Here is an 18,349-nt window from a genome sequence, read left to right as displayed (position 1 = left end):
TCTACTTGTTGCGGGGGCAAGATTTGAACTTGCGACCTCTGGGTTATGAGCCCAGCGAGCTACCGAACTGCTCCACCCCGCGGCGTGATTACTACTCTACCCGCCGCGGGCTCGGATCCCAAATCGGGCTGATTCACCCTATTCGGTGGCTCCTCCAGAAGCCTCCGAGAGGCGCGTTTCAGCGTCCAAAGCCCGCTGCAGGGCCTGGTCGAGCCGCTCCTGCGCTTCCCCATAGGCTGCGAAGTCGCCTTCTGCGAGGGCCGTCTGGCCCTCCTGGATGGCGGTGTTAGCTTCCTGCAGAGCAGCCCGAAGATCGGCGGCCGGATCACCCGTACCCGGATCGGCCGGCGTGGTGGGCTCTTCGGTAGGCTCCGCCGTCGGTTCTTCCCCTGCAGGTGGAGCAGCCGGGTCGTCCGGCGTTTCACCGACATTTTCACTGTCGCCCGTTACTGCCCCGGAGTCGCCTTGGAACACCTGATCCAGGGCTTCATCCAGCGTCGGAGCAAAACCGACCTGCTCGCCGAAGCTCACCAGCACGCGCCGCAGGACGGGGAAGGACGAATCTCCCGAGGACTGGACGTATACGGGCTGCACGTAAGCGATGCCGCCGCCGATGGGCAGGGTGAGCAGGTTTCCGCTGATCACCTCGGACGCGCCCTGGCGCAGAAGGTTCAACTGCTGTGACACTTCGGTGTCGGAGTTGAAGAGGTTCGCTGCCTGGCCCGGGCCAACCGCCGAATCCTGCCCGGACGAATCAAGCAGCCGGAGTGTTCCATAGCTCTCCGCCTTGACCCCGTCCTCACCGGTGCCCGCGTCGCCGTCCGCCGCGAGGAACCCGTAAAGGATGTTTCGTGGTTCCTGGCCTTCGGGAACAAACGGGATGAATGGAGTGGTGAGCGAGAAGCTGGCGGAATCCTGATCGGGCATCTGCAGCGAGAGGTAGAACGGAGGCTGCTTGACGTTCTGCTCGCCGTCCTCCAGCGTTGGGTCCACAGGGACCGCCCAGGCCTGGTTGTTGCTGTAGAAGGGTTGGGTCTCGGTCACGTGGTAGCGGGCAAGCAGTTCACGCTGAACCTTGAACAGGTCTTCCGGGTACCGGACGTGTGCCATGAGGTCTGCCGACATCTCGCTGAAGGGCTGCAGGGACGTCGGGTAGACCTTTTGCCAGGCCTTCAGGATGGGGTCCTGGTCATCCCAGGCATACAGGTTGACCGAGCCGTCATAGGCATCAACCGTTGCCTTCACCGCGTTGCGGATGTAGTTCACCTGTTCTGCCGGTAGGGCCGCGGTAACACCTTCCGCAGTGAGTGAGTCAACCGTTGCTGACTGGAGTTCCTGCTGCGTGGAGTACGGGTAGTCCGCGGTGGTGGTGTATCCGTCGATGATCCACTTGACGCGCCCGTCGACGATGGCCGGGTAGGTGTTGCTATCCAGCGTCAGGTACGGTGCCACCTTCTCGACGCGGTCGACGGGGTCCCGGTCGTAGAGAATCTGCGATTCGCCGTTCACCTGGTCGGAGAGGAGCAAATCCGTCGATTGGAACTTCAGGGCATACACGAGCCGGTTGAAGAAGTTCCCCACCTGCGGGCCGCCCTCACCCTGGAAGGTGCTGCGCGCCTCTTGGTCGGATTCCTCCGTCTGCGGACGGTCGATTTCCAGGGGTGTTGCTCCATCCGGGGCACCCACGATTGAGTATTCGGGAGATTCCTCGCCGAAGTAGATGCGGGGTTCGAACGTGGTCTCGTCGCCGAGTACACCGGTCGAAGGGATGCCGGACTGGATGAACTCCGGACGACCGTCGGGTTCCACAGTGGAACCCGCAGCAGCCACCACGCCGTAACCATGCGTGTAGTAGACGTGTTCGTTGATCCAGCCTTCGGGAACGCCGGCGGTGTTGAGCTCGCGGACCGCAATGACGGTGTCCTCGATCTCACCGTCGATCTCGTAGCGGTCGACGTTGAGGATTTCGGGGAACTGATAGTACTGACGGAACTGCTGGAGCTGACTGAACGCGTCGCTCACCAGGTTGGGGTCAAGAAGCCGGATATTGGCGGTCGTCTCGCCGTCTTCGTTGAGCGCTCCTTCCTGGGGGACGTCCTCGACACCATAGTCATTGACCTGCACTTCATCGAGACCGTAGGCGGCACGTGTCATGGTCATGTTGCGCTCAATGAAGGGCTCTTCACGACTGAATTCCGAGGGGACTACCTGGAAGCGCTGTATCACCCACGGGTAGACACCACCGGCAAGAATGGCGGTGATGACCAGCATCGCCGTGCCGATCATGGGCAGACGCCACCGCCCGATGATCGCGGAAACGATGAAAAGCACAGCGACGATGACAGCGGCGGCGGCGAGGATTGCCTTGGTCGGAATGACCGCGTTGACATCGGTATACAGGGCACCGGCCCACTTGCCGTCACCGCTGGTAACCGTGGCGTACCGATCCAGCCAATAGTTCACGCCCTGAAGAATCAGGAATAGTGCTGCGAGAACCGCGATGTGCGTCCGGGCAGCCCTACTTGTGAACAGCCCTTTCTCCTCCAGACGGATGCCACCGTACAGGTAGTGGGTGAGCACACCTGCGATGCCGCTGATCACCACAACACTGACAAGGAAACCGATCAGGAATCCGAGGAACGGCAAGGTGAAAACGTAGAACCCGATGTCCAGTCCGAACTGGGGGTCCTCCTCACCAAATGCCTCGGTGTTGAAGAAGAGGAGCATGCGCTCCCACTGAGACGAGGCCGCCGTGCCCGCGAAAGCGCCGAGCACAAGGGGGATGCCGAGCATGAGCAGCCGGCGAATGGGCTCGAGTTGAGCCTGGTAACGGTTCAGGTTGTCCTGGATGCTGCTGTCCGGCGCGTAGATCGGCCGTGATCGGTATGCGATCCGCAGACTCAGATAGACGCTTGCGCCCATGATCAGGAAGGCGGCGACAAAGAGACCGATACGTGCGAGATTCTCGGTGACAAATACCTCAAGGAATCCAAGCTGGTTGTACCAGAGCACGTCGGCGTAGACCTGGGAGAAATACACGAATCCCACCACCAGCAGACCGAGAACGATCAGGGTAGGAATCAGCGGTCCACGCCGCCTGCTTGGGGCCGAGTACGGTTGGCTCGGCCTGCTGCTGAATGGCCGGTCTGGTCCGGATGTCACTATTACCTCATCCTCGGGGGTACGGAGTGCTGTGTGCGCTCAGCGGCGCATGGGTCCACTGTTGTTATTCTGCCCTGTGCACGTACGGGCCACACAATTCAGTTCCGCCCGGCGGGGGCCGGCCGTGAATCGTTTCCCAATCGTGTCCATCGCGGGTCTCACCGGCGAAATCAGTCCTCGCAGGACGGAAGATCAGCACCGCCGTCGTTCTCTTCACCCAGAGTGCGGACGGCTGTCACCGCGTCCTCAAGGGTCTCAACGCGGACCACCCTCAAGCCGTCGGGAACATGACCGGCGACTTCACCGCAGTTAGCCGCCGGAGCGAGAAAGACTTCCGCTCCAGATTCCCGGGCGCCCGCCAGTTTCTGCCGGATGCCGCCGATGGGTCCGACAGCGCCTGAGGAGTCGATGGTCCCGGTGCCGGCGAAATGCTTCCCGCCCGTCAACTGCCCATCAGTCAGCTTGTCCACGATTCCCAGCGCGAACATCATGCCGGCTGACGGGCCACCCACGTTGTCGAGGGCGATGTCGACGTCGAACGGGAACTGGAATTCGGACATCAGGAAGACGCCCAGCTGATAGTCGCCGGACTCCCCCTTGCGTGGCTTCACCGTTTCGACGACCGTTTCACCGTCACGCGTGACGGTGATGTTCACGTCGTCGCCGCCCGAGGCATTCAGCGCATCCTTGAGCGGCTGCAACGCTTCGATCTCCTCGTTCCCGACACGGTTGAGCTGGTCTCCCTCCTGCAGAAGCCCTTCGGCGGCAGACTCAGGTGCGAATCCCACGACAGAAAGAGTTTCCTCGTACGGGATTTCCAGGTGGGCCAGGGCTGCAGCAACCGCCGATTCCTGCGATGAGGTCATTGCCTGTGCGTTCTGCTGTTCGACATCCGACTCGGAAACGTCCGGGGGATAAACCAGTTCACGAGGGGTTACGGCCTGGGATGGGTCTGCCCAGGCACGGAACGCGTCGAAGATGCTGACGCTCTGACCGGGCCCGCCAGCGACGAACACGGTCGTGAGATCCAACGCACCGCCCGTGGGGTAGGTCTCTTGTCCGTCGATGGAAATCAACGGTTCGTCGTTGATCGCGCCGATGGTGTTGAATGTCGGACCGGGAGACTCGACCACGTACGGGGACGGCAGGAGGACTGCCGCAGCGCCAAGGCCAACCGCAAGCAGGCCGGAAACCGACATCACCGTGAAGCGGGGATCCCGTTTCACGGGGTCGTGCCGGGGCCTGTCCGTTTTCTGGGCGAGGGGCTGAATCAAGTGGTTCACCTTCGATTTGGGGGCGCCAAGTATCCCGGGATGGCGAGATTTCAGGGCATTCCACTCCAAGCCTACAAGCCCACCCTGCGCTCGAGGCGCCCCTGCAAACGTAGGTGCTTTGCCTAGAGCGAACTCATTCACGCTGTGCAGGACAAGTCCATTGGCTCCCGGTAACGTTTGAGGTCCTGAGCGACCGCAGCTGCAGGTTGGAGTAGGGCACCTTCGAAGCCCCCGCCGGATCCCGTCCGGCTTGCCATGCTCCGTCCAGCTTCAACCAGTTTCGACCAAGGACCGGTGGTATCGATGAGTTCCAATCCGTCGAACAACGAAGACGACACTCCCAAGGATCCGCTCTCTGAGATGCTTGAGCGTCTCATGGGCGGGAACATGCAGGGCATCGACCCACAGGAAATCGCGAAGGCAGCAGGGCTGCCCAATGACCCCCAGGCCATGGCGATGATGATGCAGCAGGTTCAGGCCATGTTTGCGGCACGGTCTGAAGGCCCGGTGAATTGGAGTCTCGCCCGCGATCAGGCCCGCCGCGCCGCCGCGACCGGCGGGGATCCCTCAGTGAGCAGCACCGCGAAGCGTGAGGTGGACGACGCACTCAGGCTCGCCGAGATGTGGCTGGACCCCGTCACCGACTTCCCGTCCACAGCCCTATTGGGCAAGGCGTGGTCCCGCGCCGAATGGGTCGAAGCCACCATGGACACTTGGCGGCGGCTCACGGAACCGGTAGCTACCAGCATCGCGCTCGCGCTCTCCAACGCCATCACGGAACAGATGCCGGAAGAAATGAAGTCCATGATGGGCGGTGCGGCATCGATGCTTCAGAACATGGGCGGCGCAATGTTCGGGATGCAACTGGGGCAGGCGGTCGGTGCGCTCTCGCGCGACGTCGTCAGTTCCACTGACATCGGCATACCCCTGGCTGAACACAGCATGGCCCTCCTCCCGGCGAACGTTGAGGCATTCGGTGAAGGCCTGGATATCTCCGACTACGATGTCCGACTGTTCCTCGCGGTGCGGGAGGCTGCGCACGTTCGGCTGTTCACCCAGGTGCCCTGGTTGACGGGACACCTTCTGGGTGCAATTGAGAGTTACGCCCGCGGCATTCACATCGACATGTCGAAGATCGAGGAAGTCGCCCGCGACATCGATCCGTCGAATCCCGAGTCGCTGCAGGGCGCGCTTTCCGAGGGCGTTTTCATGCCGGAGCGCACTGCCTCCCAGGAAGCGGCTCTCGCTCGTCTGGAGACCACTCTGGCCCTTGTCGAAGGCTGGGTCGATGAGTTGAGTGCGGCCGCCACCGCCAAGCTTGAGTCGTCGGTCGCGCTTCGCGAGATGGTTCGCCGCCGCCGCGCCACCGGTGGCCCCGCGGAGAACGCGTTTGCCTCGCTTGTGGGCCTGGAATTACGCCCCCGGCGCCTGCGCGATGCCGCTGCCCTGTGGGAACAGTTGCGCCAGGAGCGCGGAATCGCCGGGCGGGATGCCATCTGGCAGCATCCCGATCTGCTTCCCACACCTGAAGACCTTGACGATCCGGCAGGATTCAGCAAGCGGCGGCAGCTGGCCGAATCAGAGGACGCAGACGTCGACGCCGCCCTGGAAAAACTCCTCGCCGGCGGTTTCGAGCCGACCGCGAATGAGAAGTCCCAGGACGAGGATGCTCCTCCTGCAGCTGACGACGGCGACGATACCTCAAGCGGCACAAGCGACGACGGCCGCTGACCCGAGCGGCCGGGTTACCGGCCGCTCAGACCGTGGTCTGCTGCATAGGCTGCACCAAGCAGGAACGCTTTGGCGGTTTCGGTGTGCGGGTAGCTTTTGAGCAGACTCCAGAAAGTCGCGTTGTGTGTTGGCTCGATGAGGTGTGCCATTTCGTGCAGGATCACGTAGTCGATAACCCAGTCCGGCATCCCCTGCAGCTTGTGGGACAACCGGATAGCGCCGGAAGCGGGTGTCGCGGATCCCCAGCGGGAGTTCTGGTTCGTGACCCAGCGGATGCTCGTGGGCATGCCCCTTCCGACCAGGTATTGCTTTGAAAGCTCGGAGGCCCGGTCGCTCAACCCGGATTCGGAGTGTGCCGGCCGCTGGGAATTCGCGTGAAGCTTGGCAACCATTCTCTCCACCCACTGCTTTTCCTGGCGCGCGCTGAAGGAAGCCGGAATCGAAACCACTGCAACGCCGTCGCGCAGGTCCACGCTGACCGTCCGGCGACGGCGGGCCGACCGACGCACCTCCACCGGGTATGGTGCCGGCGAATTATTCGCGGTCATGCGGCGTTTCCTTCCACGTGTGCGCTCTCAGCTGCCCTGCGCAAGGACGCTAAGCACCGACTCCCCGTAACGTTCCAGCTTGGTTGGGCCGACACCGGCAAGCTGCGCCAATTTCTCCAGCGAGTCAGGACGAGCTTCTGCGATCGCGACCAGTGTGGCGTCTGTGAAGACAACGAAGGCAGGAACGTCCGTTTCCCGGGCTGCCTGCAGACGCCAGTTCCGCAGCGCTTCGAACGTCTCCTCGCTGTAATTCGCAGGGCAGTCCCGGCAACGGCCAATCTTGCGTTCGGCTCCCGTTCCGAGGACCTTCCCGCAGCTGCGGCAGTTCGCAGGCGCAGACATCTTCCGCTCGCGCCGGGCAGTAGGTTGTCGGAAGGATCGTGTACCACCGGAGTCAGGACGGAGGCCGTCGAGGAACCGGGAAGGCTTCCGCGATGCCCGACCGCCCGGAGTGCGGGAGGTAGACCAGGAGAGGGCAAGGTGCTTGCGGGCACGGGTTATGCCGACGTAGAGGAGGCGGCGCTCCTCATCGACGGCGTCCGGCGTATCGGCGAACGAGATGGGCATCAGTCCCTCGCTCAGCCCTACGAGGAACACGGCGTCCCACTCGAGGCCTTTCGCTGAGTGCAGTGACGCGAGGGTTACGCCCTGAACTGTGGGTGCGTGCTGTGCAGCCGCCCTTTCGTCGAGTTCGACGACGAAGTCTTGGAGTGTGAAGCCCTGCTCTGAGCGCGCCGCGTGAAGCTCGTCGGCGAGTGAGACCAGCGCGGCCAGCGACTCCCACTTCTCACGGACGGCACCGGAGCTCTGCGGAGCTTCGCTCGTGTACCCGAGGGATGCGAGGACATCGCGCACCAGCTGCGGCACATCATCGTCAATCGCCGCGCGCGCGGCAGCCCGAAGCTGAAGCAGGCTCTCCCGTACTTCACGCCGTGCGAAGAATCGTTCCGCTCCGCGCAACTGGTATCCAATGCCTGCGGCCGCGAGGGCCTGCTCATACGCCTCTGACTGGCCGTTGGTCCGGTAGAGGATTGCGATTTCGCTGGCGGGCACACCGTCATCGAGCAGGGCCGAGATCCGTCGAGCGACATCAGTGGCCTCTGCTTCATCGTCGCTGCACTCAGTGAAGCTGGGCGCCGGCCCCGGAGGTCGTTGGGCAATCAGTTGTAGCGGCGTAGCCCAGGTGCCGGCGCCGCCCCGACGCTCAACTTCGGCTGTTCTGGCGGCGAGCAGCGAATTGGCAAGGTGCACGACCTGGGGCGTCGAACGATAGTCCCGGACGAGCTTGATGACCTGGGCCTTCTGATACCTCCCGGTGAAGTTCAGCAGGTGGGCGCTGGTGGCGCCGGTGAAGGAATAGATGGTCTGGCTGGCATCTCCCACGACACAGAGCTCATCCCGCTCCCCCAGCCACAAGTCCAGCAGGCGCTGTTGCAGCGGCGACACGTCCTGGTATTCATCCACCACGAAGTGCCGGTACTGAGCACGGACGGTCGCTGCCACCTTGGCATCTTCCTGCAGTATTCCCACCGTGATGAGCAGTACGTCCTCAAAGTCGATGACGTTGCGATCCACTTTGAGATCCTCATAGGTGCTGAACACACGGGCAACCGTGGTGGTGTCCATACCCGCCGGTTCCACCCGGCCGCTGGCAGCCTCGACGTAGGTGTCCGGCGTCAGCATGGATACCTTTGCCCATTCGATTTCAGCAGCGAGGTCCCGGATGGTGGCGCGGTCAGTACTCAGCCTCAGCCGGCGCGAAGCTTCCGCCAGCAGTTGCGCCTTATGGTCGACGAGAGCAGGCAGCGTTCCTCCGACTGCCTGCGGCCAAAAATACTGAAGTTGACGCAAGGCAGCCGCGTGGAAGGTGCGCGCCTGTACGCCCTGGGCTCCCAGGTCGCGGAGACGTGTGCGCATCTCCGCTGCTGCCCGTGCAGTGAAGGTCACCGCAAGGACCTGTTGGGGTTTGTACACTCCGGTGTGCACACCGTACGCAATACGGTGGGTGATTGCCCGGGTCTTTCCCGTTCCGGCTCCGGCAAGAACGCAGAGCGGACCGCTCAATTGAGATGCCACCGCGCGCTGTTCGTCATCGAGGCCGGCGAGGATCTTTTCTTCGACGGAACCCTCCACTACGGTCTCCCGGCGGACGGTTCTTCATCGAGGGGGCCACCGTACCAATTCTCGATGAGCGCGCGTGCAATGGATGCTCCAGAGGCCACGGACAAGCGCTCTTCCCGAAGGCCGACGAACAGTTCCTCCCGGGTGAACCAGCGCACCTCCCTGATTTCGACGCCGTCGGCCACGGGCTCAGCGTGCGATGCCCTGGCGGTGAAGCCTAGCATCAGGGAGGCCGGGAACGGCCAGGGCTGCGATCCCAGATAAGTCGGCGAATGCACGACGATGCCCGACTCTTCCTCCACTTCGCGTATCACGGCGGCTTCAAGAGACTCACCCGGTTCGACAAACCCTGCGAGAGTGGAGAAGCGATTTTCCGGCCAGGCGGCGGAAGATCCCAGGAGCAGGCGGTCCTCCTCGTCCGTCACCGTCACGATGATTGCCGGATCCGTCCGTGGAAAATGCTGGCTCTCATCGGCCGGGCATCGCCGGACCCAACCGCCGTCGATCGGGTCGGTTCGTTGACCGCAGCGCGGACAGTGCGTATGGGTGGCGTGCCAGTTGGAGATGGCCACGGCTTCAACGAACAGGCCCGATTCCTGAGGGGTCAGTTCAGCCGCGGCGTCCCGCAACGTGACCCACGACTCTTCCGGTGAAACCTCAGGTTGAACTTCCTCGTACTGCACAAGGACGATGTGCGTGCCGGAGGGTAGGTCCGGCGTTGGTTCAACTGTGCTGCCGAGGTAAATCGGATTCTCCGGGCGAGCGACCTCTGACACAGGACTCAGCACGAGCCTCCGCTGTTGAACGGGCGCACGCAGTTGGGCAAGATGAAGGATCCGGGTTCCGGGTTCCTCCCACAGCCGGTCGAACAGGTCAGGGGTGGTGCGGAAGGTTGAGCCGCGATCAGCCGTGCCGCGGGCCAGAGGCAGGGATCCGAGTGGGGGGAGGCTGGCAGTACCGGCTGCCTGCATGCCGACGGCTTGGGTCATATTTCTACGGTACGGTCCCGCACCCCCAAAAGGACATTCGGAGCACTTTTCTGGAGGAATAGTGATGGCGAGCAGCGACTCGCCGTCCGGGACATTCGGGCGCATGACCTTGCGCGCTTACGGTGGATGATGTGAAACGCTCGCCAATGGAACTTGCCGCCCTCGCCAGCGCGGCCGTGCCGGGTCTCTCCCCGACGGGCGTCTCCGGCGCGCCCGATGATCCCGCCGATTTCGAATCGGCCCTTCTGATTGATGGCTCAGGCAAACAGTGGCGCGTCCGTGCACCCCGGCATGCCGAGGCGAGCATGCGGCTGGAAACAGAGCTGCAGGTACTGCGCGCCTTCACGCCCGGAGTGAGGGCGGAGCTTCCATTCCTCGTCCCCCACGTCGCGGGCACGGTGCGGATCGGCGACCTGCGCACCTTCGTCTACTCGCACATTGAGGGTTCTACGCGTTCCCTCGATGATCTCGCAGCGGGCGGTCGTGAGTTGGCGAGGGAAATCGGCCGGTCGATAGCCGCCATCCATGAACTCCCGCGGACGCTCGTCAGTGAAGCGGACCTGCCCGCGTACGAAGCGAATGAAGTGCGGCAGCGGCGTCTCAACGAGCTCGACCAGGCGGCCACAACCGGGAGAATCCCGTCAGACCTGTTACGCCGATGGGAGCATGCGCTGGAAGACGTCTCGCTGTGGCGCTTCAATCCCACCGTGATCCACGGGGACATCCACGAAGACAATCTGCTCCTCGCGGCGGGACGGGTGTGTGCTGTCACCGGCTGGACCGACCTGTCGGTGGGGGACCCGGCGGATGACTTCGCCTGGTTGGCGGCGACACAGGACGCGCATTTCTCCGATGAAGTACATGCGGCCTACCTCGGCGCCCGAACGGATGCAACCGATGATCACCTGTTGCGGCGGGCATCACTCGCTGCAGAGTTTGCCCTGGCGCAATGGATGGTGCGCGGCCTCGCCCTGGGCGATGAGGACATGATCGAAGAGGCAGAAGAAATGATGCGCACGCTTTCCGCTGATCTTGCGGCCGAAGAGGCGGCCGTTGCCGCCGCGGCTGAAGACGACTCAGCCGAGGATGTAGAAACGCCCTCCGGCACATCCCGAATCATTATCGAAGCGGATAACCGCCCGGGTAGCACACGGATTTCCGGCCCCTCGAACACCGAACCTCCTGCGCACCAGGCACCGGGCACAGAATCTCCAGCGACGCAGGACCAGGAAAACCTGGAAACATCCGCCCTGCCCGTGGTGCCCCGACCCTAGCCGGACCCGCTTGCGGATGTTGCGCGGCGGATGATGTCTTCAAGCGCTCTGCCGTCCGCGAGGTCGTGTGGCCGTACGAGCAGGTCCTCAGCCACGTAGTAGAACGCGGCTCTCACTGATGCCAGCGGTACATCCATCACGCGCGCCCATGCAAGCCGGTAGACGGCCAGCTGAATTGACTTCGCCTCCCTGCTTCCCGCTGCGGGAGGTCGCCCTGTCTTCCAGTCGATAAGGTCCCAGCCGCCGTCGTCGTCCCTGAAGACCGCGTCCACCCGACCGCGCACCACAACAGACTCGACACGGGTTTCCACCGGCACTTCGATGCCATAGGGGACGCGATCCGCCCACGGCGACTTCCTGAACGTGTCCGTGAGCACCTCCAGTTGTAAGCCCTCTTCCACGAAGGAGTCGGCGGCCCCGGGGAACTCCCCCAGGTCGAGCATTCCCGTCGTGCCGTAGAACTCCTCGATCCACGCGTGGAAGGCAGTGCCGCGCCGGGCAGCCGAGCCGGGACGACGTGGCACCGGCCGTCGCAATCGCCTGGCCACAGCCGCGCTGTCTTCCGTTAGTTCAACCATCAGCGAGGCAGAGATATGGGTGGGAAGCTCGACCGGCGCCAGGACAGCCCTACTCTGCTGGCGGGCGAGGGCTTTCCGGACTTCGTTACCCCATCGTCCGAGAGAAGGTTGTCCGCGGGTGGGTGCCTCGTGGTCCGCGGACCCTAGGTCATGCGCCGCTGCACGGACAGCCGCTGCTGCCTGTTCCACGGTGTCGCGGCGCTCGCGCAGCGGATCGATGGGCCATACCGCCCGGTCGCTGTGGGCGCGCGCCGGGTTCTCGTCACCGACCGAGGAATCTTCGATCCAGGCGAGTTCGCGGTAACCCTGTGCACCGGCAGCCGCGAGCTCCCGCAACTGTTCAAGATAACGGCTGGGGGCCGTCGGCTTGGATCTTCCGCCTCCCCATGCCGAGGCGGAACAGAACAGGACATGGCGTGCCCTGGTGAGGGCCACGTAAGCAAGCCGCCTTTCCTCCCGTTCGCTGTGGGTGAGGGCGTCTTCGGCAAAGAGCTTCTCGCTCTCGAGCCATGACTTCTGGTCGGGCTGGTCCCAGTCCCACTGCGGCAGTTCGGGAGCATCACCGCGCAGCGGCCACGGAACAGATGAGTCCCCTGAGCTCCAGCGCGAGCCTGTACCGCTGGGAAAGGATCCCTCGTTCATGCCCGGCACCAGTACAACGTCCCATTCCAAACCTTTGGACGCGTGAACCGTGAGGAGTTGAACCGCTTCCCTGCTGGTCTCCAGGGCCGTTACCGGCAGTCCGTCTTCTTCCGCGTCGGCCGCCTCCAGCCAGGCGAGAAAGGCGGGCAGGTCGATACGATCCGAGGTCGAAACAAAACTGCTGACGGCGTCAGCGAAGGCGTCCAGGTTTCGTCGTGCCTCGTGGACGCTCACCCCCGGTTTCGCTGCGAGTTCGATGTCTAGCAGGAGTGTCTGTTCTATCTCGCCGATCAGGGTATGCAGATCGTCTCCGACTGACTGACGGAGCCCGCGGAGTTCGTCCCGAAGCAGCATGAGTCGTTCTCTTGCTGCAGGTGAGAGAGTGCGGCCGCTGCCCGAGACCCATCCAGCTGGCGGAAGATGATCGACGGCGTCCACAAGGCTGGCCGGCTCCGAGTCCTCTGTCGGCGTCGGAACAGACTCGCTATGACTTTCGCTCTCGGATGCTCCTCCTGCCTGACCTTTGACCGAAGTGCCCTCCTCTGGCGCCTCGCTGGCGGATTTGAGGCGGTGGATACGGGCGTCGCGATCATAGGCGAGCTGACGGGCCCAGTCGCCCAGCGCCATCAGATCCGCGCTGCCCAGACGCCAGCGTGCTCCGGCGAGAAGGCGCAACATTGCGTCGGATCGTTCGGGGTCGCCGAGGACCCGGAGAACCGAGAGAATTTCGATGACCTCCGGTGTGCGAAGGAGTCCGCCGAGGCCGATGATCTGTACGGGTATACCGGCCGATTGAAGCGCTCGGCGAAGCGGTTCGAATTGGCGGCGGCCACGGCAGAGGACGGCGATAGTCGGCCGCAGCGGCCGCCCGTCCTCATCCATGTCGAAAAACTGGCGGCGTTTTGCCTGGATGAATCGCGTCAGCGCAGCAGCCTCGTTGGCGAACGGGCTATCGGGGTCGGAGGGGTCGGCCTCCTGGGCGGCGCTCTCGCTGAGATAGCGTGCGAGGTAGACCTCTCCGGTTGGTGCGTTGGGCCGGGGCAACAGCCCGGGCACCTGAAGCTGCTGCTGCGGACCAACCCAAGGAGGCGGAACGTTGAGCGGAGCCGCCACGGCGTTCGCCGCTCCCAGGATGCTCGTGGAGTTCCGCCATGCCACCGAGAGGTTAACCATGGGCGCCGGCTTCCGCCCTCTGTCCGTATGCAGCGGGAAGCGCGATCTGAAGGTACCCAGTTGCCCTGCTGAAGCGCCCCGGAAACCGTAAATGGACTGGTGCGGGTCGCCCACTGCCGTCACAGACCTGCCGTCACCGAATAACCTGGAGAAAAGGACCATCTGAGCGTGCGAGGTGTCCTGAAACTCGTCAAGGAGGACGACCGAGTACTTCTGTCGCTCGATCTCGACGGCCTGCGGAACTTCGCTGACAATACGTGCTGCCAGTGAAACGAGGTCGCCGTAGTCGAGCTGCCCTGCATGTTGTTTGGCTTGGGTATACCGCTCCACGAGCTCAGTGACGGTAACTCGCGTTCGCAATTTGTCCAGGAGGTCTTTTGCGCGCTGGGTGGAGGCTTTCGGTTTGTTTGCCTCATAAGGGCGGGTAGTCATTGATTCGATGTGTTCCAACAACGATGCCCGCACGGCAGCAGGTTCCACGAGGTGCTCCGCACATTCCGACGCCATGGTCAGGACTGCGTTTGTCAGCGTAGCCTTTGCTGCGGAAAGGTGTTCCCACGGACCGCGGTGGGACTCGACGATCCTGCCCGCCAGCTGCCAGGACTGTGCCGTGCCAAGCATGACGGCGTCGCGTTCCACTCCTATGCGCAGGCCGTAGTCCTGAACGATGCCGTTGGCATAGGAGTGATAGGTGGAGATGGTAGGTTCCAGCCGGTCTTCTCCGGATTCGAAAACGCCCTCCCCTTGCGCCCGATACAAGGCGTGAAGTTGCTGGCGAATGCGTGCGGCCAATTCCCCGGCCGCTTTCCGGGTGAACGTGACCCCAAGGATCTGCTCCGGCCGCACCAATCCATTGGCCACCAGCCACACGACGCGGTCGGCCATGGTCTTGGTCTTTCCTGAGCCTGCTCCAGCGATGACCAGCTGCGGCTGCAGCGGCGCCTCGATGATGCGCGTTTGTTCCGGCGTGGGGTAGTGAACGTCGGCATCATTACCGCCCGCAAGCAAGCGAGCCAGTGATTCCGCAGAGAGGTGCTGTTCCGGCTTGGGCGGCACCGCTGCCGTATGAGCCGTATCGGTGCTCATTCGGTTACCTGCCTTCCTTCGACGCAGAGCGGACATATCTCCGGGAGACGGCATGCACCGCCGCCGTAAGCCGAACGTTTAGGATCATGGACCGCCTCGAACTCGGCAGCTGACATCAGTCCCGCCGCCTGCTCAATCATCTCGTGTGCCCAGGGATCGTCAGGGTGCAGAGCTGGCTGGTCCTGGACCTTGGGTGCCTTCGCGCTCGTGCCGAGATGCACCAGGGCGGCTCCCCCGACGGACCGCGATCCCTCGGGCTGATCATGTGACGGGCGGTCCGACTCACCGAAAGCCCCGGCCAGCGCAGCGACCTGGTACGCCGCCAATTGCGGGTGGGAGGAGACCTCGGAATCTGGCGGGGCTGACTTGCCTGTCTTAAGATCCACGATGAAGACATGTCCGTCATGTGTCAGTTCAAGGCGATCTACAGAACCGCGGAGCCTGGCCTGACGTTCCGAACCGTTGACGAGGACGGTTAGATCGACGCTGAAGTCCACCTCTGTACGTAGCAGGGAACGGTCCGCCTTCCGCATCTCCACCAGGTAGGCTCCAAGTTTCCTCACCATGTGCTCGGCACGCCGCAGGTCGCTTTTCGACTCCCAGGTGTCCTTCATGCCGAGAGCCGGCCATCGGCGGACCAGTTCCGCAGCATACTGATTACCGGTGGCATCCGGCATGTCCTGGGCAATCGAATGGACGAGCGTTCCGAGAGAACGGGCGAAGTCGGTGGGCCGCTCGCCGCCGGCAGCCGAGACGAACCAGTTCAGCGGCGAAGCGAGTACTGCCTCCACCTTCGAGGGGGAGACGGGAATGACCGCTTCGGGAGGCACCACAGGATCGGTTGATGAGAGACCGGCCAACCCCCACCACTGCGCGGGATCTGCGCCCGGGACAAGGGGACGGTGCAACATCATCATCCCCAGATGATGCACTGCTTCAGCGGCAGCGTCGGGTTCACGGTCAGGCTGCTGGGTGTACCTGCGGAGTTCGGCAACCAGCGCCCGAAGGGTGAGAGGCCGCTTCACCTCGGTGCGCGGGCGTTCGTAGATCCCGAACGGCAGGGGGTCGAGAATCTCGAGGAATGACGAGGGCTGCTGATCTTCCGAGGAAACGGCTACACAGATCAGCTCCTCGGCTGCACGGCTCACCGCCGAAGAGAAACTTCGCAGTTCGTCCGCTCTGGTGAACTGCATGAGTGAAAGCGGGTCGCGATGGTGTCGAAACTCGCGGCCATGCTCAAGCAGGGCGACGAGGTCCCCCGATCCGAGCAACTCACCCCGGATCCTCAGGTTCGGCCATACACCTTCCTGCACTCCGGCGAGGATGACTACCGGCCACTGGCGTCCAGCTGCTGCGGCTGGGGTCATGATTGCCACAGCTGCACCCTTCTGTGCACGGGCGGCAAGAGTGTCCATGGGGAGTTCCTGGCTCAGCAGGTATTCCAGGAAACCGGATGCAGGGGCCCCGGGTACCTGGTCCACGTAGCGTTCAGCGGTCTGAAAGAGCGCGACGACGGCATCCAGGTCCCTGTCGGCTCGCGCCGCCGCGGGTCCGTGCCGCAATGCCGCCTCTTCCCACCGCGAAGAGAGCCCGGATGCCGACCACACGGACCACAGGACCGTTTCGGGCGTGCTCGCCTCGTCCTGCAACGCCTCACGGCCCGCACTCACCATCGAGTGCAGCCGACGGGCGGGCCGGAACTGCGGGCGGGGGTCGTCAATGTGCGGTTGAGCCAGTAGATCGACGATCAGTTGATCGGAGTCCCGCTCTCCCCCGGTCAATCGTTCCTCCTGCCTCAACAGCTGGCGCAGCCTACGGATCTCCAGGGCACCGACGCCGCCGATCCGGGAGGTCATGATCGAAACGGCCAACTCGGCGTCCAGTTCCTGAGCGCCCGTGACCACGCTGAGGATTTCCAGTAACGGGCGCACAGCGGGTTCATCGCGGATGGCCCGTTCAGCCGGTGGAACACTCACCGGTATGTCCTGGCCCGCGAGATACCGTTGCAGTTCGGACACCTGTGCGCCGGTTCTTGTGATGACGGCGATCTCGTCAAAGCTTCTGCCCTGCTCGACATGGGCTTCCAGGATCCGCTGTGCGACGTAGCGCTGCTCGTGATATCCGGAATCGACCACATGCACCGACACGACGCCATGCCTGGGGGACTGGGCCTGGGCGTCAGGGCCCATTTCCGGCACGGTCAGCCGTCGGTATCCCACCGGTGTGCCGCTCACCGGTGTCCTTGCGGCGATGGCGGCCCATCTCTCGGCGAGCGCACCCGCTAGACGGTGCGAACCGATCAGTTGGACAGTGTGCACCTGACCCAGAATCTCTGGGAGACGTGCTGCCAGTTCGGGGCGTGCGCCGCGGAATCCCTGCACGGCGGTGTCCGGGCATGCCGAGATTAGGCAATCCTTTCCTTCTGCCAGCACTCCGCACAACGCGTGCACTGCCGTGTTCGACTCCTGATAATCATCAATCAGGATCAGCGTGTACTTGTCCCGTTCTTCGCTCAAGAAGTCCGGGTTTGTTTCAAGGATGCCGCGGGCGGCCGTGAGGATTCCCGCGGGATCGAACGCTTCCGGCATTCTGAGGTCCAGGACATCCCGGTACTCGCTGTACAGTGCGGCTGCGGACACCCAGTCAGGGCGATCAAACCTGCGCCCAAGCTCTGCCAGTTCATCCGCATGCAGGCTGTACTCACTGACCCTGTCAAAGAGTTGCCTCACCTCCTGACGGAATCCCCTCGTCCCCAGTGCCTGACGTAGTCCCTCCGGCCAGAGGGCATCGAGCAATCCAAGCCTGCGGTGTCCCTCGAGGAGCTCCTTGATGATGAGGTCCTGTTCCGCGCCCGATAAAAGCCGCGGGGAGCGTGTCAGCTCAGGCAGAAGGCCTGCCACACGGGCCCGGCGGATGAGGTCGAAGGCATAGGACGACCAGGTCCGGGCGGGAGGCGCACTGATGCTGCGGTGCAGCCGTGCCGTCACGTCATCACGAAGGCGTGCTGCTGCCAGCCGGGTGGGGGCCAGAATCAGGACCCGGCCCGGATCCACCTCACCATCCGTAATTCTGCTGACCGCTGTCTCGATCAGGACTTCGGTCTTGCCTGTGCCCGGACCGCCGAGAACCAGTACCGGACCTACCCCTGCCCCGAGACCCAACACTTCCCGTTGTTCCGGGTCGAGGCGGGGCCGCTGTAAGAGCTGAGCCGCACCCGAAGGCGACCTCAGACTGACTATGGACGGCGTGGGTGCCGTGTCCCGAAAGGAACTACTACTCATGGCTCCACACCATCATCCGCCTCCGACAATCCGAACGAGCGATCTCCGCGCCCGGGAACGCATTCCAGAGACGCGCGCACGCGCTGCAAGGCGTCCTCTTCGTCAGGAGTCGGATTCCAGCGGGCCACGGCCAGGTTCACGCGGTACCCGGCTCCGGACCTGCTCCCCCTGCCTGCAACCTTCCGCAAAGCGGTGGATTCTCTTAGATAGTGCTCGACGGCGGCGGTCTCCAGTCTCTGGGGTGGTCTGCCGTCGGCTCTCAGAACCCGCCACCACGGCACGTCGACGGGGCCTCGGGACATGACTGCTCCCACCTGACGCGGTCCGCCAGTTTCGAGGACCTCCGCTATGTCGCCATACGTCAGAACTTTCCCGGAGGGAATGAGCTTGACGATGTCCAGGACCGCCTCTTCATAGTCCAGACCTCTGCCGCGCACCGAACCACAGTACCGAAAGCCCTGGAGGGGAACGATGTCGGGTCGCCGGCGCG

Annotated in this window: 10 protein-coding genes and 1 tRNA gene; 2 read left to right on the top strand and 9 right to left on the bottom strand. The window is 63.5% G+C overall.

Translation table 11 applies throughout. The features are described 5' to 3' along the window. Positions 1-8 precede the first annotated feature (8 nt). From AC5RU3_RS02925 to AC5RU3_RS02915, 3 genes are all read right to left on the bottom strand, one after another. Positions 9-82: transfer RNA gene (locus AC5RU3_RS02925), tRNA-Met, on the bottom strand. Positions 83-138: 56 nt separating this feature from the next. Further along, on the bottom strand, positions 139-3,084 hold the full coding sequence (locus tag AC5RU3_RS02920; protein ID WP_375164370.1) for a UPF0182 family membrane protein: 2,946 nt from the start codon (positions 3,082-3,084) through the stop codon (positions 139-141). A gap of 248 nt (positions 3,085-3,332) precedes the next feature. After that, positions 3,333-4,445, bottom strand: a complete 1,113-nt coding sequence (locus AC5RU3_RS02915; RefSeq protein ID WP_375164368.1) for a YlbL family protein — start codon at positions 4,443-4,445, stop codon at positions 3,333-3,335. A gap of 294 nt (positions 4,446-4,739) precedes the next feature. Between AC5RU3_RS02915 and AC5RU3_RS02910 the strand changes: the two genes are divergently transcribed. Further along, entirely contained in the window at positions 4,740-6,167 is a 1,428-nt protein-coding gene (locus tag AC5RU3_RS02910; RefSeq protein ID WP_493964825.1) for a zinc-dependent metalloprotease, read from the top strand. A gap of 14 nt (positions 6,168-6,181) precedes the next feature. On the opposite strand, the gene AC5RU3_RS02905 is transcribed toward AC5RU3_RS02910, so the two are convergent. The 3 genes from AC5RU3_RS02905 to nudC are packed head-to-tail and all read right to left on the bottom strand — an operon-like array spanning position 6,182 to position 9,825. After that, positions 6,182-6,715 (bottom strand): M48 metallopeptidase family protein, encoded by a 534-nt coding sequence (locus AC5RU3_RS02905; RefSeq protein ID WP_309070932.1) that lies wholly within the window; start codon positions 6,713-6,715, stop codon positions 6,182-6,184. A gap of 27 nt (positions 6,716-6,742) precedes the next feature. Next, positions 6,743-8,848: an ATP-dependent DNA helicase UvrD2 gene (locus AC5RU3_RS02900; protein ID WP_493964824.1), complete on the bottom strand. Its 2,106-nt coding sequence runs from the start codon at positions 8,846-8,848 to the stop codon at positions 6,743-6,745. Then, positions 8,848-9,825: an NAD(+) diphosphatase gene (nudC, locus tag AC5RU3_RS02895; protein WP_309070934.1), complete on the bottom strand. Its 978-nt coding sequence runs from the start codon at positions 9,823-9,825 to the stop codon at positions 8,848-8,850. Before nudC ends, AC5RU3_RS02900 begins: the two co-directional genes overlap by 1 nt. Positions 9,826-9,956: 131 nt before the next feature. On the opposite strand from nudC, the gene AC5RU3_RS02890 reads away from it, so the two are divergent. After that, positions 9,957-11,099, top strand: a complete 1,143-nt coding sequence (locus AC5RU3_RS02890) for a macrolide 2'-phosphotransferase (protein WP_493964823.1) — start codon at positions 9,957-9,959, stop codon at positions 11,097-11,099. Here AC5RU3_RS02890 and AC5RU3_RS02885 read toward each other — a convergent pair. Genes AC5RU3_RS02885 through AC5RU3_RS02875 form a run of 3 tightly spaced genes read right to left on the bottom strand, consistent with a single transcriptional unit; the run spans position 11,096 to position 18,296 of the window. Further along, entirely contained in the window at positions 11,096-14,578 is a 3,483-nt protein-coding gene (locus AC5RU3_RS02885; protein ID WP_309070936.1) for an ATP-dependent helicase, read from the bottom strand. The genes AC5RU3_RS02890 and AC5RU3_RS02885 overlap by 4 nt on opposite strands. Continuing rightward, a complete protein-coding gene (locus AC5RU3_RS02880) occupies positions 14,575-17,859 on the bottom strand; it encodes an ATP-dependent helicase (protein ID WP_493964822.1) in 3,285 nt (1,094 codons plus the stop codon). Before AC5RU3_RS02880 ends, AC5RU3_RS02885 begins: the two co-directional genes overlap by 4 nt. Continuing rightward, on the bottom strand, positions 17,856-18,296 hold the full coding sequence (locus AC5RU3_RS02875; protein ID WP_493964821.1) for an MGMT family protein: 441 nt from the start codon (positions 18,294-18,296) through the stop codon (positions 17,856-17,858). Before AC5RU3_RS02875 ends, AC5RU3_RS02880 begins: the two co-directional genes overlap by 4 nt. Between the last annotated feature and the right edge of the window lie 53 nt (positions 18,297-18,349).

This window comes from Arthrobacter sp. MDB1-55 (assembly GCF_059092925.1).
This window is presented reverse-complemented; position numbering and strand designations above follow the sequence as displayed.

Bases quoted from the DNA above. Each gene is read 5' to 3' on its own strand.
- AC5RU3_RS02905 (WP_309070932.1), bottom strand. From the start codon at position 6,715: ATGACCGCGAATAATTCGCCGGCACCATACCCGGTGGAGGTGCGTCGG.
- AC5RU3_RS02880 (WP_493964822.1), bottom strand. From the start codon at position 17,859: ATGAGTAGTAGTTCCTTTCGGGACACGGCACCCACGCCGTCCATAGTC.
- AC5RU3_RS02885 (WP_309070936.1), bottom strand. From the start codon at position 14,578: ATGAGCACCGATACGGCTCATACGGCAGCGGTGCCGCCCAAGCCGGAA.
- AC5RU3_RS02910 (WP_493964825.1), top strand. From the start codon at position 4,740: ATGAGTTCCAATCCGTCGAACAACGAAGACGACACTCCCAAGGATCCG.
- nudC (WP_309070934.1), bottom strand. From the start codon at position 9,825: ATGACCCAAGCCGTCGGCATGCAGGCAGCCGGTACTGCCAGCCTCCCC.